Genomic DNA, 14,362 nt, shown 5'->3' on the forward strand with positions numbered 1-14,362 from the left:
GGCGCGCAAGCGTGCGCGGGGCGGTGCAAAACGGGGGAAACGCACGGGTACGGCAAGGCACGGTCCTTGCAAAGCAGTATTTACGCCGGTCCGGCATGCGCAATGCCGGGAAGAATGATCGATGGAGAAAAAGATCGATGAAGCCATTCGATGAAATGCTGCAATCCGGCGACATGGTGAGGGCGCCTTATGCGCGCCTCAAGCAGTGGCTCGACACGCAGGACCCTGCCAGCCTCGCCCAGAAGGCCCACGATGCGGAGGCCGTGTTCCGCAGGACGGGCATCACGTTCGCCGTCTACGGCGACGCCCAGGCGGCCGAGCGCCTGATCCCGTTCGACATCGTGCCGCGCATCATCTCGGGCGCCGAATGGAGCCGCCTGTCGCTCGGCATCGAGCAGCGCGTGATGGCGCTCAACGCCTTCCTCGACGACATCTACCATCGCCAGGAGATCGTGCGCGCGGGCATCGTGCCCAAGCATCTGATCGCGCACAACGAGGCGTTCATCCCCGAGATGATCGATTTCCGGCCGCCCGGCAACGTCTATACGCACATCATCGGCGTCGACATCGTGCGCACCGGCGAAGATCAGTTCTACGTGCTGGAGGACAACGCGCGCACGCCGTCCGGCGTGTCCTACATGCTGGAGAACCGCGAGACGATGATGCAGCTCTTTCCCGAGCTGTTCCAGCAGGTCAAGGTGCGCCCGGTCGAGACCTATCCGCAGATGCTGCGCCAGTCGCTCGCGGCCGTGTGCCCGCCCGGCGGCAACGCCGACAATCCGACCATCGCCGTGCTCACGCCCGGCATCCACAACTCCGCGTACTACGAACATTCGTTCCTCGCCGACCAGATGGGCGTGCATCTCGTCGAAGGCAGCGATCTGCAGGTGATCGACGGCCGCGTCGCGATGCGCACGACCGAAGGCTTTCGCGCGATCGACGTGCTGTACCGCCGCGTCGACGACGCGTTCCTCGATCCGCTCACGTTCCGGCCCGACTCGGTGCTCGGCGTGGCCGGGATCATGGACGTCTACCGCGCCGGCAACATCACGATCGCGAACGCGCCCGGCACCGGCATCGCCGACGACAAGGCGATCTACTCGTACATGCCGGAGATCGTCGAGTTCTACACCGGCCGCAAGGCGCTGCTGGAGAACGTGCCGACGTGGCGCTGCGGCGACGCCGACAGCCTCGAATACGTGCTCGCCCATCTCGACGAGTTGGTCGTGAAGGAAGTGCACGGCTCGGGCGGCTACGGGATGCTGGTCGGCCCGTGCGCGTCGAAGGCCGAACTCGCCGCGTTCGCCGCGAAGCTGCGCGCGCGGCCGGCGAACTACATCGCGCAACCGACGCTGGCGCTCTCCACGACGCCGATCCTGACCGACGCCGGCCTCGCGCCGCGCCACGTCGACCTGCGGCCCTTCGTGCTGGTGTCGGACCGGATCCGCATCACGCCCGGCGGCCTCACGCGCGTCGCGCTGCAGGAAGGCTCGCTCGTCGTCAACTCGAGCCAGGGCGGCGGCACCAAGGACACCTGGGTGCTGGCCGACTGAGCCGCGAACGCACACGCGCGCCGCAGCCGGCGCGCGAACCGAACGAAGACGGAGTGGACACGAGATGCTTCTGGGACGAACTGCGAGCGGTCTGTACTGGATGTACCGCTATATCGAGCGCGCGGAGAACATCGCGCGCATCGTCGACGCCGGGTTGCGGATGGCGCTCACGCGCACGTCCGACGCGCCGGCCGAATGGTCGTCGGTGCTGGTCAGCTCGGGCGCCGACGACGGCTATCGGCGCAAATACGACGCGTATGCCGCCGACACCGTGACCGACTATCTGCTGCGCGACCGCGACAATCCGTCGAGCGTGCTGTCGTGCATCGAAGCCGCGCGCTCGAACGCGCGGATGGTGCGCACGGCGCTGACGCGCGAGGCGTGGGAGAGCGTGAACGGCGCGTGGCTCGCGCTGCGCCAGGCGCTCGCGCGGCCGGTGCCGGAGAGCGCGCTGCCCGCGGTGCTCGACGAAGTGAAGCGCGAGACCGCGCTGATCCTCGGCAGCTTCTACAGCACGATGCTGCGCAACGAGATCTTCGATTTCGCGCAGATCGGCGCGTTCGTCGAGCGCGCCGACAACACCGCGCGGATCATCGACGTGAAGTACCACCTGCTGCTGCCGTCGGTGTCGCACGTCGGCACGATTCTCGACAACTACCAGTGGGAGACGATCCTGCGCTGCGTGGCCGCGCACCGTTCGTACCGCTGGGTGTACGACGTCCAGTACAAGCCGATGAACATCGCCGACTACCTGATCCTGAACGGCCGCATGCCGCGTTCGCTGCGCTATTGCTACGGGCGCGTGGTGTCGAGCCTGAACCTGCTCGCGAAGGATTACGGCGTGACACATCCGTGTCACGACACGGCCACCAAGATCCTGCAGATGCTGTCCGACACGTCGGTCGAGCGGATCTTCAAGAGCGGCCTGCACGAGTTCCTGACCGACTTCATCGGCCGCAACAACAGCCTCGGCGTCGACATCGCCCAGGCCTACAACTTCGACTGAGACTTGCCATGCGACTCGCTATCCGACACATCTCGCGTTATCAGTTCGACGAGCAGGCGTCCCACGCGCTGCAGCGGCTGCGGCTGCGGCCGCAATCCGGGCCGGGGCAGACGGTGCGTGCGTGGCAGGTGACGATCGACGGCGTCGAGCCGACGTTGTCCTATGCGGACGGGCTCGGCAACCGCGTCGATCTCGTGCGTCACGAGCGCGGCGCGAAGCCGGAGATCGTCGTGGTCGCGGCCGGCGTCGTCGAGACGCAGGACCGCGCGGGCATCCTCGGCAATCAGGACGGTTATGCGCCGCCGTGGATCTTCGAGCGCGAGACCGCGCTCACGAAGGCCGGCGACACCGTGCGCGAGCTGACGCAGGCGTTGCCGATCGAGCCGCACAGCCTCGATGCGCTGCACTGGCTGATGACGGAAGTGCACGGCCGCATCGCGTATGCGCCGAATCTGACCGACGCGCCCGTCGATGCCGAAACGGCGCTGCAGAACGGCGAGGGCACGAGCCGCGATCATGCGCATGCGTTCATCGCGGCCGCGCGCGCGCTGAAGGTGCCGGCGCGCTACATCTCGGGCTACGTGCTCGCCGACGGCGCGATGCAGCGCATGGCAGACTCGAAGCAGAGTGCAGCGGACGGCGAACAGGAGGAAATGCTCGCGCTGCAAAGCGCCGACGGCATGCAGCAGGTGCTCGGCGCGTCGCACGCCGCGCAGTCGCAGCGCGTGCCGCTGGCGGCGCTCGGCGCACAGCCGCAACCGGCCGCGCTGATGCAGCAGCCGGCCGGACACGCGTGGGCCGAGGCTCATGTCGAAGGGCTCGGCTGGGTCGGCTTCGATCCGTTCATGAACCGCTGCCCGGACGAGCGCTACGTGCGCATCGCCGTCGGCCTCGACTATCGCGACGCGCAGCCCGTGACGGGGCTCGGCGCGAGCACCGTCGGCGTCGAGATCAGCGTCGTGCAGTCGCCCGAACTCGTCTGACCCGCAACTCTGCCCAGGCCGCCGCGCCGTCCCGCCGTATCGGCGGCGACGCGCGATGCGCGGCCGGCTCAACCCGAACCGAGCGGCTCTCCCATGCCTATCCACGTCGCGCTGCATCACACCACCCGCTACCGTTACGACCGGCCGATCAACCTCGGGCCGCAGATCGTGCGGCTGCGGCCCGCGCCGCACTGCCGAACGCCGATCCTCTCGTATTCGATGACGGTCGAGCCCGCGCAGCATTTCATCAACTGGCAGCAGGATCCGTTCTCGAACTATCTCGCGCGGCTGGTGTTTCCGGAGCGCACCGAACACTTCGAGGTCACGATCGACCTCGTGGCCGAGATGTCGGTGTACAACCCGTTCGACTTCTTCCTCGAAGCGAGCGCGGAGCAATATCCGTTCAGCTATGACGACGCGCTGAAGACCGAGCTCGCGCCGTATCTCGCGTGCGACGCGCAGACGAGCGCGGCGCCGCTGTTCCGCGCCTATCTCGACGGCGTCGACCGCACGCCGGCCGGCACCGTGAACTTCCTCGTCGCGCTGAACCAGCAGCTGCAGGGCGACATCGGCTATCTGGTGCGGATGGAGCCGGGCGTGCAGACGCCCGAGCAGACGCTCGAGCTCGCATCGGGCTCGTGTCGCGACAGCGCATGGCTGCTCGTGCAGCTGTGCCGCCATCTCGGCATCGCCGCGCGGTTCGTGTCCGGCTATCTGATCCAGCTGACACCCGACGTGAAGGCGCTCGACGGCCCGAGCGGCACGTCGGTCGATTTCACCGACCTGCATGCGTGGTGCGAGGTGTATCTGCCGGGAGCGGGCTGGATCGGCTTCGATCCGACCTCGGGGTTGCTCGCCGGCGAGGGGCATATTCCGCTCGCGTGCACGCCGCAGCCGACGAGCGCGGCGCCGGTCGAGGGGCTGATCGACGAATGCGAAGTCGCGTTCGAGCACGAGATGGTGGTGACGCGCGTGTACGAATCGCCGCGCGTGACCAAGCCGTATACCGAAACGCAGTGGGACGCCGTGTGCACGCTCGGCGGGCAGGTCGACCGCGCGCTGACGGCAGGCGACGTCCGGCTGACGCAAGGCGGCGAGCCGACCTTCGTGTCGATCGACGATCGCGACGGCGCCGAATGGAACACCGATGCGCTCGGCCCGACCAAGCGCGGCTACGCGACCGAACTGGTGCAGCGGCTGCGTGCCGAATACGGCGACGGCGGCTTCCTGCATTTCGGGCAGGGCAAGTGGTATCCGGGCGAGCAACTGCCGCGCTGGGCGCTGTCGATCTACTGGCGCGCCGACGGCCAGCCGGTGTGGCACGACCCGTCGCTGTTCGCCGACGAGCGCGAACCGTCCGCATGCACGACCGACGACGCGAAGCGCTTCATCGACGCACTGGCCGCGCGCCTCGGCCTGACCGACGAATTCGTCGTACCCGGCTACGAGGACGTGTGGTACTACCTGTGGCGCGAGCGCCGGCTGCCCGTCAACGTCGATCCGTTCGACTCGCGGCTCGACGACGAGCTCGAACGCGCGCGACTGCGCAAGGTGTTCGACCGGCAACTCGACAGCGTGGTCGGTTACGTGCTGCCGATCAAGCGCGTCGACGAAGGGGCGGCACTCGACGGTCCGCGCTGGCAGACCGGCCCGTGGTTCTTCCGCGACGAGCGGATGTACCTCGTGCCGGGCGATTCGCCGATGGGCTATCGGTTGCCGCTCGATTCGCTGCCGTGGGTCGCCGATGCCGACTATCCGTATCTCGTCGAGCGCGATCCGTTCGCGCCGCGCGACGTGCTGCCCGACGCGGCCGCGCTCCGCGCGCGTCATGCGGGCGCCGCCGACGCGCCGCGCTACCTGGCCGGCGTGCAGCGCGAAGCGCCGGCGCACACGGTGATGCAGTGGCGCAGCGACGGCAGCGTCGAACGCAGCCGGCCGGCCGACGGCGGGCGCGGGGAGCATGGGGAGCACGACGCACAGCGCCGCCCCGAGCGCTTCGAATCGGCCGCGTGGATCACGCGCACCGCACTGTGCGCGGAGGTGCGCAACGGCATCCTGTATCTGTTCATGCCGCCGCTCGCCGCGCTCGAGGACTATCTCGAACTGCTCGCGGCGATCGAGCTGACCGCGCACGCGCTCGACGTGAAGCTCGTGCTCGAAGGCTACCCGCCGCCGCGCGATGCCCGGCTCAAGCTGCTGCAGGTCACGCCCGATCCCGGCGTGATCGAGGTGAACATCCATCCGGCGAAGAGCTTCGACGAGCTGGTTAACCAGACCGAATTCCTCTACGACGCCGCGTGGCAGTCGCGCCTGTCGACCGAGAAGTTCATGGTCGACGGCCGGCACGTCGGCACCGGCGGCGGCAACCATTTCGTGCTCGGCGGCGCGACGCCGGCCGACAGCCCGTTCCTGCGCCGCCCCGACCTGCTCGCGAGCCTGATCGCGTACTGGCACAACCATCCGTCGCTGTCGTATCTGTTCTCGGGGTTGTTCATCGGGCCGACGAGCCAGGCGCCGCGCGTCGACGAAGCGCGCAACGACCAGCTGTACGAGCTGGACATCGCGTTCGCGGAGATCCAGCGCAACAAGCTGCTGTATGGCCAGGACATGCCGCCGTGGCTCGTCGACCGCGTGCTGCGCAACCTGCTGATCGACGTGACGGGCAACACGCACCGCAGCGAGTTCTGCATCGACAAGTTGTATTCGCCCGACTCGTCGACCGGGCGGCTCGGGCTGCTCGAGCTGCGCGCGTTCGAGATGCCGCCACATGCGCGGATGAGCATCGTGCAGCAACTGCTGCTGCGCGCGCTCGTCGCGCGCTTCTGGGCCGCGCCGTACACGACGCCGCTCACGCGCTGGGGCACCGCGCTGCACGATCGCTTCATGCTGCCCGCGTTCCTGAAGATGGACTTCGACGACGTGCTCGCCGAGTTGCGCGATGCCGGCTTCGCATTCGATGCGGCGTGGTTCGCGCCGCATTTCGAATTCCGCTTCCCGCTGTTCGGGCAGATCGCGGTGAACGGGATGCAGCTGTCGCTGCGCGGCGCGCTGGAGCCGTGGCACGTGATGGGCGAGGAGGGGGCGACCGGCGGCACCGTGCGCTACGTCGATTCGTCGCTCGAACGGCTCGAAGTGCGCGTGACGGGGCTCAACGACAACCGGCACGTCGTGACCGTCAACGGTCGCGCGCTGCCGCTGCAGCCGACCGGCACCGCCGGCGAATACGTCGCGGGCGTGCGCTACAAGGCATGGGCGCCGCCGTCCGCGCTGCATCCGACCATCGGCGTGCATGCGCCGCTCACGTTCGACATCGTCGATACGTGGCTCGAGCGCTCGCTCGGCGGCTGCCGGTATCACGTCGCGCATCCGGGCGGCCGCAACTATGCGACGTTCCCGGTGAACGCGTACGAGGCCGAGAGCCGGCGGCTCGCGCGCTTCGTCGCGATGGGGCATACGCCGGGGCGGATGGCCGTATCGCCGGTCGCGCCGAGCCGTGAATTTCCGTTCACGCTCGACCTGCGACGGCCCTGAATCGCCGATGAAAGGACGGACCACGATGCGCGTTTCGCGCGCCCCCGGCACGCCGCGTCAGGTGCTAGGATGCCGACAGGCCGCGGCCGGCCGACGCGCCGGCCGTGACCGCATGCCGGGCGGCAGCGCGCAGCTGCCATCCCATCCTGACGACGCAACGCCCTGACCGTGCCGCCCTTATACCCCGACGATCTCGCCGACGCCGACGCGATGCCCACGCTTTTCGATACCGGCGCTCAGCCGGACGCCGCGGAACTCGCCGCCGCGCTCGCGGCGCCGGCTGCGGCCGGCCGCTACGACGAGCTGCGCGGCAGCGCCGCCGGCCTGAACGCACCCATGCTCGCGCCCGCGTGGCGCAGTTTCTTCACGTCGCTCGGCAGCGACGGCGTCGCCGACCTCGATCGCCGCGCCGACGCGCTGCAACGGCGCATGCGCGAGAACGGCCTGTTCTACCAGCTCCATGAACAGCGCGTGGGCGACGGCGCCGCCGGCCCGTGGTCGCTCGATCTGCTGCCGCTGATGGTCACGCCGGACGACTGGGCCGCGATCGAGCGCGGCGTGCTGCAGCGCGTGCGGCTGCTGAACGCGACGATGGCCGACCTGTACGGCCCGCAGACGCTCCTGGAGCGCGGGCTGCTGCCGCCCGCGCTCGTCACCGGCCATCCCGGCTATCTGCGCGCGATGCGCGGCGCGCGCGTGCCGGGCGATACGTGGCTGCACGTCGTTGCGTTCGATCTCGCGCGCGGCCCCGACGGGCAGTGGCGCATCGTCGCGCAGCATACGCAGGGCGCGGCCGGGCTCGGCTATCTGCTGGAGAACCGGCTGATCGTGTCGCGGCTCTTTCCGCGCGCGTTTCGCGGGCTGCGCGTGCAGCGGCTCGCATCCGCGTACCGGTCGCTGCTGCAAAGCATGCAGGCGTTGAGCCCGACGGCGAAGAACTCGCGGATCGTGCTGCTGACGCCGGGGCCGCACAGCGCGACGTATTTCGAGCATGCGTATCTCGCGCGCTACCTGGGGCTGACGCTCGTCGAGGGCGGCGATCTGACCGCGCGCGACAACCACGTGTTCCTGAAGACGCTCGGCGGGCTCGAGCCCGTGCACGGCATCCTGCGGCGCGTCGACGACGCCTGGCTCGATCCGCTCGAGCTGCGGCCCGATTCGCTGCTCGGCGTGCCGGGGCTGCTGCAGGCGGTGCGCGCGGGCAACGTGCTGCTCGCGAACGCGCCGGGCTCCGGCTTTCTCGAATCGCCCGGCGTGCTCGGGTTCCTGCCGCGGCTCGCCGAGGCGCTGCTCGGCGAAACGCTGACGCTGCCCGCCGTGCATTCGTGGTGGTGCGGCGAGGCGGCTGCGTGCGACGACGCGCTGCCGCAACTGGCGCGCTGCATCGTGAAGCCGTCGTATCCGCCCGACGTGCAGGCCGGCGGCGCATTCGACCCGGTGATCGGCGCGCGGCTCACGTCGGCGCAACTGTCCGAGTGGCGCGCGCGGATTCTGGCGCAGCCCGAGCACTACACGATACAGGCCGATCTGCCGCTGTCGCAGGCGCCGACCTGGCCGGGGAACGGCACGTCCGACGGCCACGGCGGCGCGCGCATCGTGCCGAAGCCGCTGCTGCTGCGCGTGTTCGCACTGGCCGACGGCGCGCAGCGCTGGCGGATGCTGCCGGGCGGCCTGTCGCGGGTCGGCACGCGCGACACGCTGTTCAACGCGCCGATGCCGCGCGGCGGCAGCACCGTCGATACCTGGGTGATGACCGACGGCATCGTCGATTCGACGACGCTGCTGCAGGCGCGCCTCGGCCCCGACGATCTGGTCGGGCGGCCGCGCGCGATCGCGAGCCGGGCGGCCGAGAACCTGTTTTGGCTCGGCCGCTACACCGAGCGCGCGACCAATTTGATGCGCCTCGCGCGTGCGGCGCTGGAGCGCCTGCGCGGCGAGGACGACGTCGACAGCCCCGCGCATCTCGAGCTGATCGACACGTTGTGCCGCGACACCGGGCTGGTCGCCGCCGATGCGCCGAATGCCGTCGAGGCGCCGCGCGCGTTCCAGCATGCGCTCGCGACGTCGCTGACGCGCGGCGCGGATCGCACCTCGGGCATCGCGTCCTGCCTGTTCGGGATGCGCGGCGCGGCGGCCGCGATCCGCGAGCGGCTGTCGAGCGAGCAGTGGCGACTGATCGACGACGCGACGCAGTTGTTCGCCGACAGCGCCGACCATCCCGAAGCCGAGGAGCAGATCGGCAACGAGGCGTTGCAGCTGCTGGAGCGCGTCGGCCTGCTGCTCGGCGCGATCACCGGCGCGCAGACCGACCACATGACGCGCGACGACGGCTGGCGCCTGCTGTCGATCGGCCGGCAGATCGATCGGCTCGACTTTCTCTGCAGCGTGCTGAAGTTCGCGTTCGACGAAGGCGCGGTGCATCGGCAGGACGGCTTCGAGCTCGTGCTGGAGCTGTTCGACAGCACGATCACGTTCCGCTCGCGGTTCCAGCGCCGCTTCGACATCGCGCCGCTGCTGTCGCTGCTGGTGCTCGACACCGACAACCCGCGCTCGCTGGGCTGGGTCGTGCAGGCGCTGCGCGGCCGGCTCACGAAGGTCGAGCGCAGCGAAGGCTATGCGTTGTCCGAACTGGCCGAGACGATCCCGGACGTGCCGGCGTGGTCGCTGCACGAACTGTGCGAGACCGAGGGCGGCCGGTACGAGCGGCTGCTCGCCGCGCTCGACGAGACCGTGAAGGCCGTGTGGGATCTGTCGAACCGGATCGGCGAGCGCTATTTCAGTCACGTGCGCGAGGCGGGCAGGACGCTATGGTGACGAGCAAACATGCGGCGAAGACGAAGGCGAAGGCACAGGCGAACGGCGAGGCTGGCGATGCCGTCGGCGCGAAGCAGACGGAGGGCGCGATCGCCGCATCGGCAGCATCGACCGCATCGACGCCATCGGCCGGCGCGCGCGGGCGCTTGTTGCGCGTCACGCACGACACCGAATACCGCTACGCGGCGCGCGTCGAATCGGCGCAGCACCAGGCGCGGCTGCAGCCGCTCGCGACGCCGCGCCAGCAGGTGCTGTCGTTCGCGCTCGACATCGAGCCGGTGCCGGAGACGGTCGGCACCGACGTCGACGCGTTCGGCAACGCGCGTGCCTCGTTCGCGCTGAACCAGCCGCACGATGCGCTGCTCGTGCGCAGCTGCAGCACCGTGCGCGTGACGCCGCCCGTGTGGTCGCGGGGCGCGCGCGGCGCGCCGCCGCCGGCGATCGCGAACCCCGATGCCGATCATGCGACCGCGTGGGAGGCCGTGCGCGAGCGCCTGCGGTTCCGCGCCGGTGCGCCGTACGATGCGGCGAGCGAATTCGTGTTCGCGTCGCCGCATGTCGCGTGCGATCCGGAGCTGGCCGCGTATGCGGCCGTGAGCTTCACGCCGCAGCGTCCGCTGGTGCAGGCCGCGTGGGACCTGATGCGGAGGATTCACGCGGACTTCGCGTACACGCCGAACAGCACCGACATCACGACTACCGCGCTCGATGCGCTGCGCTTGCGCAAGGGTGTGTGCCAGGATTTCGCGCACGTGATGATCGGCGCGCTGCGCTCGCTCGGGCTGGCCGCGCGCTATGTGAGCGGGTATCTGCTGACGCAGCCGCCGCCCGGCCAGCCGCGGCTGATCGGCGCCGATGCATCGCATGCGTGGGTCGACGTGTACGATCCGGCGTGGCCCGAAGATGGCGGATGGCTGCAGCTCGATCCGACCAACGACCGCGCGCCGGGCGACGACTACGTGATGCTGTCGATCGGCCGCGACTACGCGGACGTGACGCCGCTGCGCGGCGTGATCCGCGGCGGCGGCGCGGATCAGGAGCTGAAGGTCGGCGTGACGGTCGAGCCGCTCGACGAGGGAGCGTGACGCGGCATGATCGGCCGCCCGCGCCGCGCGTCCTGCGTTTAAGTCTTCGTTAATACGGCCGGCTTAGCATGGTGATGCTGGCGAACGGATCGCACGCTGGTCCGGCGCCGGTGGCACGTGCGGGTGCGCCGCCGCGATGACGGCGCGCCGACGCGCGTCGCCGGCCGAATGCAGGGGCGGCATCCATGATCAAGCACTTCGACTACACGCTCGACGATCAGACGATCGCGCTTTGCGCGAGCTTCGGCGCGGGCCCGGCATTTCGGCGCGTGCTCGTGAGCCGCGCGGATTCGATGGAGACGCTGGTGGTGCTCGACGCGCGCGGCTTGTCGGGGCTGCTGAAGGTCGCGACCGAGGCGCCGGAAGGGCTGCTCGACGATGCGATCCGCAAGGTCGGCGACGAACGGCTCGTCGAGCGGGCGATCAGCGGCCGGACCATCGTCGAAGCCGCGTTGTGAGCGCAGTCGCGCGTGCACGCGCGATGTCGCCTCGTGCCGCTTACGCGGCGAAGCGGTCCGTCGCGGCGAGCAGCGCTTTCAGGATGCCCGGTTCGTTGTACGCATGGCCGGCGTCCGGCACGATCTCGAAGGTTGCGTCCGGCCATGCTTTCGCGAGTTCCCACGCGGTGCGGGCCGGCGTCGCCACATCGTAGCGGCCTTGCACGATCACGCCCGGAATGCCGGCGAGGCGATGTGCGTCGCGCAGCAACTGGCCTTCGTCGACGAAGCCGCGATTGACGAAGTAGTGATTTTCGATCCGCGCGAAGGCGAGCGCGTAGTGGCCGTCCGCGAAGTGTGCGGCCAGCGCCGGGTTCGGCAGCAGCGTGATCGTGCGGCCTTCCCAGATGCTCCATGCGCGCGCGGCTTCGAGCTTCGCGGCTTCGTCGTCGCCCGTCAGCCGGCGATGGTAGGCGGCCATCAGGTCGCCGCGCTCCGCTTCCGGTATCGGCGCGAGAAACTCTTCCCACAGGTCCGGGAACAGCCACGACGCGCCTTCCTGGTAGTACCAAAGCAGCTCGGCACGACGCATCGTGAAGATCCCGCGCACGACGAGCGCGCTCACGCGCTGCGGGTGCGTCTGCGCATAGGCGAGCGCGAGCGCGCTGCCCCATGAGCCGCCGAAGACGAGCCACTGCTCGGCGCCGACCATTTCGCGCAACCGTTCGATGTCGGCGACCAGATCCCAGGTCGTGTTGTTGTCGAGACTCGCATGCGGCGTCGAGCGCCCGCAGCCGCGCTGGTCGAACAGCAGGATGTCGTAGCGCGCGGGATCGAACAGACGCCGATGGTCGGGGCTGCAGCCCGCGCCGGGGCCGCCGTGCAGGAATACCGCGGGCTTGCCGGACGGGTTGCCGCAGCGCTCCCAGTAGATGCGATGGCCGTCGCCGGTGTCGAGGTGGCCGTGGGCGTAGGGTTCGATCGGTGGGTACACAGGCAGGCTCCGGGTGAGGATCGGCGAAAGTGCGTGATATTGCGGTGCCGCAACGGATCGTTGTGCGTGCATCGAAGCGGCCGCCGGCGAGTACGGGTTGTCATTATGCCCGTGCAATTTGGGGTGGTGTGGGGCGGTGTTTTGTGGGCGTGGGGCGGCCGCGGCGGGGTGAATCGATCGCGAATTCGGCATTGCCGGGCGCGGCGTGCGTCCTTGCCCGGTTTCGTTTGTCCGCTGTCGACCGGGACGGGCAGCTTCTGCTGGTCGAGAAACCGTTTCGGGGAGGGTTTGCTATATCGCGCGCGACACGCAGGTCGTCGGCGCGTTACTTGACGCGCTCCATCGCGGCGGGCGAATACCAGAAGGTCCGGTACGTGTCGATTCCGTACGACTTGCCGTCGTATTTGACGACGGTGCGCACGGTGTGCTCTCCCGTGTAGGAGGATTTGGCGCTGTCGCTCTCTGCCTTCGTGACGTGTGCGGTGATCGATAGGGCCGCAAAGCCGGTTTGCTCGATGCGGCTATGCCGGCAGAAGACCAGCGATGCGATAACTTTCAATCAATCCGTCATAGAGAGAAATGTCCGAGCGACTCCTGGCAACGAGCTGAGCGCCGACGACGGCCGCGTAGATGGCGCGAGCACGCCGCTCGATATCGTCGGGGCTGACCACGGCCGCGGCGGACAGCACCTTGCTCAGCCACGCAACATTGACATCCGCAAAAGTCTGAATCTCTTTCACCACCGTTTCCGGCAGGTCGTCAGATTCGGCAGCCAGGAAGCTACACAGGCATATGCGATTGCCACGCTCAAGCGCCTTGCGAAACGTATCGGGATAGTGGCGCAGGCAATCGAGCGGATCTGCGGATTCGGCCAAAAGCGCATCCAGAGTCGCTGCTGATTCCTCCCAATACCGCCTCGCCACTGCTGCGCCGAGATCGGCCTTGCTTGCGAAGTGGTGGTAGATGCTCGCAGCCTTGATGCCGACAGCTTCGGCGAGATCACGGAAATTCAAGCCGCTGTAGCCATGGGCCTGCGCAATCTTTGTGGCTGCCACCAGGATTCGCTCCCTGGAGCTCAGGCCTGAATCATTCTTCACTGCTACCGCCTCCGCGACCGTTGACACGAGCAATTATACGCTCTAACGTAAACCTAACTAACGTTAGGTTGGATGTAGGTGACAGGCCGGATATCGTCCGCCCCCCGTGTGACAGACCGCTTAGAGAGAGGCACGCATGGCTTCCAGCAGCATGAACTTCGACGTAACCAAACTTCCGATCATGACGATCTACGATTTCCCCAAAGGACCCTATCCGACACGCGTCCGTATCGCCCTGGCCGAGAAAGGTCTGCGATCGCGCGTCGAGTTCGTGATGGTCGACCTTTACAAAGGGGAGCACAAAAGGCCCGAGTTCATCTCCGAGAAAAACTACTCGGGAACGCTGCCGGTCCTCGAGCTCGAAGACGGAACGTGCATTGCCGAATGCACCGCCATTACCGAATACCTCGATACGCTCGATGGTGCGCCCACGCTGACCGGCCGGACACCACTCGAAAAGGGTGTGATCCACATGATGAGCAAGCGCGCCGAGCTGGAGTTGCTCGACGCAATCAGCGTCTATTTCCACCATGCCACGCCAGGGTTAGGACCTAACGTCGAGCTCTATCAGAACGCCGAATGGGGGCTTCGTCAGCGCGACAAAGCCCTGAGAGGCATGCACTACTTCAATGACGTTCTGAAAAGGCAGCCATTTGTCGCTGGGGATGCGTTCTCTATGGCCGACATCACCGTTATCGGCGGACTGGTCTTTGCGTCAATCGTGAAGTTGCCCGTGCCTACGGAGTGCGAGGCCCTTGTAGATTGGTACATGAGAATGCAGGAGCGCCCAAGCGTGAGGAACCAGCCGGCGTTCGCGTGAAATAGCAGCCGCGCCCGACCGTCATCGATGATCGGCCAATCT

Annotated in this window: 10 protein-coding genes; 8 read left to right on the top strand and 2 right to left on the bottom strand. The window is 68.2% G+C overall.

The window, feature by feature from the left end; genetic code table 11:
- Positions 1-137: 137 nt before the first annotated feature.
- The 7 genes from MBR110_RS17290 to MBR110_RS17320 all read left to right on the top strand — a co-directional run bounded on the left by MBR110_RS17290 (position 138) and on the right by MBR110_RS17320 (position 11,430).
- Positions 138-1,553 (top strand): circularly permuted type 2 ATP-grasp protein, encoded by a 1,416-nt coding sequence (locus MBR110_RS17290; RefSeq protein ID WP_011881958.1) that lies wholly within the window; start codon positions 138-140, stop codon positions 1,551-1,553.
- A 64-nt stretch (positions 1,554-1,617) separates the two neighbouring features.
- The gene (locus tag MBR110_RS17295) at positions 1,618-2,559 is read left to right on the top strand and encodes an alpha-E domain-containing protein (RefSeq protein WP_011881959.1); all 942 of its coding nucleotides are present in this window, start codon (positions 1,618-1,620) and stop codon (positions 2,557-2,559) included.
- An 8-nt stretch (positions 2,560-2,567) separates the two neighbouring features.
- Positions 2,568-3,542 (top strand): transglutaminase family protein, encoded by a 975-nt coding sequence (locus MBR110_RS17300; protein ID WP_011881960.1) that lies wholly within the window; start codon positions 2,568-2,570, stop codon positions 3,540-3,542.
- A 93-nt stretch (positions 3,543-3,635) separates the two neighbouring features.
- Positions 3,636-7,073 carry a transglutaminase family protein gene (locus tag MBR110_RS17305; protein ID WP_059897367.1) on the top strand — a complete coding sequence of 1,146 codons (3,438 nt, stop codon included), beginning with the start codon at positions 3,636-3,638 and terminating at the stop codon, positions 7,071-7,073.
- Between the two features lie 210 nt (positions 7,074-7,283).
- Positions 7,284-9,887 (top strand): circularly permuted type 2 ATP-grasp protein, encoded by a 2,604-nt coding sequence (locus MBR110_RS17310; protein ID WP_181709503.1) that lies wholly within the window; start codon positions 7,284-7,286, stop codon positions 9,885-9,887.
- Entirely contained in the window at positions 9,881-10,972 is a 1,092-nt protein-coding gene (locus tag MBR110_RS17315) for a transglutaminase family protein (RefSeq protein WP_011881963.1), read from the top strand. Before MBR110_RS17310 ends, MBR110_RS17315 begins: the two co-directional genes overlap by 7 nt.
- Positions 10,973-11,157: 185 nt before the next feature.
- Positions 11,158-11,430 carry a hypothetical protein gene (locus MBR110_RS17320; RefSeq protein WP_011881964.1) on the top strand — a complete coding sequence of 91 codons (273 nt, stop codon included), beginning with the start codon at positions 11,158-11,160 and terminating at the stop codon, positions 11,428-11,430.
- Between the two features lie 40 nt (positions 11,431-11,470).
- On the opposite strand, the gene pip is transcribed toward MBR110_RS17320, so the two are convergent.
- Together pip and MBR110_RS17330 are read right to left on the bottom strand one after the other, a co-directional pair.
- Positions 11,471-12,403 carry a prolyl aminopeptidase gene (gene pip / locus MBR110_RS17325; protein ID WP_011881965.1) on the bottom strand — a complete coding sequence of 311 codons (933 nt, stop codon included), beginning with the start codon at positions 12,401-12,403 and terminating at the stop codon, positions 11,471-11,473.
- Between the two features lie 521 nt (positions 12,404-12,924).
- Positions 12,925-13,500 (bottom strand): TetR/AcrR family transcriptional regulator, encoded by a 576-nt coding sequence (locus MBR110_RS17330; protein ID WP_059734842.1) that lies wholly within the window; start codon positions 13,498-13,500, stop codon positions 12,925-12,927.
- 136 nt (positions 13,501-13,636) lie between these two features.
- On the opposite strand from MBR110_RS17330, the gene MBR110_RS17335 reads away from it, so the two are divergent.
- On the top strand, positions 13,637-14,320 hold the full coding sequence (locus MBR110_RS17335; RefSeq protein WP_014725086.1) for a glutathione S-transferase: 684 nt from the start codon (positions 13,637-13,639) through the stop codon (positions 14,318-14,320).
- The last annotated feature ends 42 nt before the right edge of the window (positions 14,321-14,362 follow it).

It is taken from the genome of Burkholderia sp. MBR-1 (genome assembly GCF_013822785.1).
GTDB classification, from domain to species: domain Bacteria; phylum Pseudomonadota; class Gammaproteobacteria; order Burkholderiales; family Burkholderiaceae; genus Burkholderia; species Burkholderia vietnamiensis.

What these genes read in the sequence shown, in the direction of transcription:
- MBR110_RS17335 (WP_014725086.1), top strand. Translation starts at nt 13,637, where the DNA reads ATGGCTTCCAGCAGCATGAACTTCGACGTAACCAAACTTCCGATCATG.
- MBR110_RS17320 (WP_011881964.1), top strand. Translation starts at nt 11,158, where the DNA reads ATGATCAAGCACTTCGACTACACGCTCGACGATCAGACGATCGCGCTT.
- MBR110_RS17315 (WP_011881963.1), top strand. Translation starts at nt 9,881, where the DNA reads ATGGTGACGAGCAAACATGCGGCGAAGACGAAGGCGAAGGCACAGGCG.
- MBR110_RS17300 (WP_011881960.1), top strand. Translation starts at nt 2,568, where the DNA reads ATGCGACTCGCTATCCGACACATCTCGCGTTATCAGTTCGACGAGCAG.
- MBR110_RS17310 (WP_181709503.1), top strand. Translation starts at nt 7,284, where the DNA reads ATGCCCACGCTTTTCGATACCGGCGCTCAGCCGGACGCCGCGGAACTC.
- MBR110_RS17290 (WP_011881958.1), top strand. Translation starts at nt 138, where the DNA reads ATGAAGCCATTCGATGAAATGCTGCAATCCGGCGACATGGTGAGGGCG.
- MBR110_RS17295 (WP_011881959.1), top strand. Translation starts at nt 1,618, where the DNA reads ATGCTTCTGGGACGAACTGCGAGCGGTCTGTACTGGATGTACCGCTAT.
- MBR110_RS17305 (WP_059897367.1), top strand. Translation starts at nt 3,636, where the DNA reads ATGCCTATCCACGTCGCGCTGCATCACACCACCCGCTACCGTTACGAC.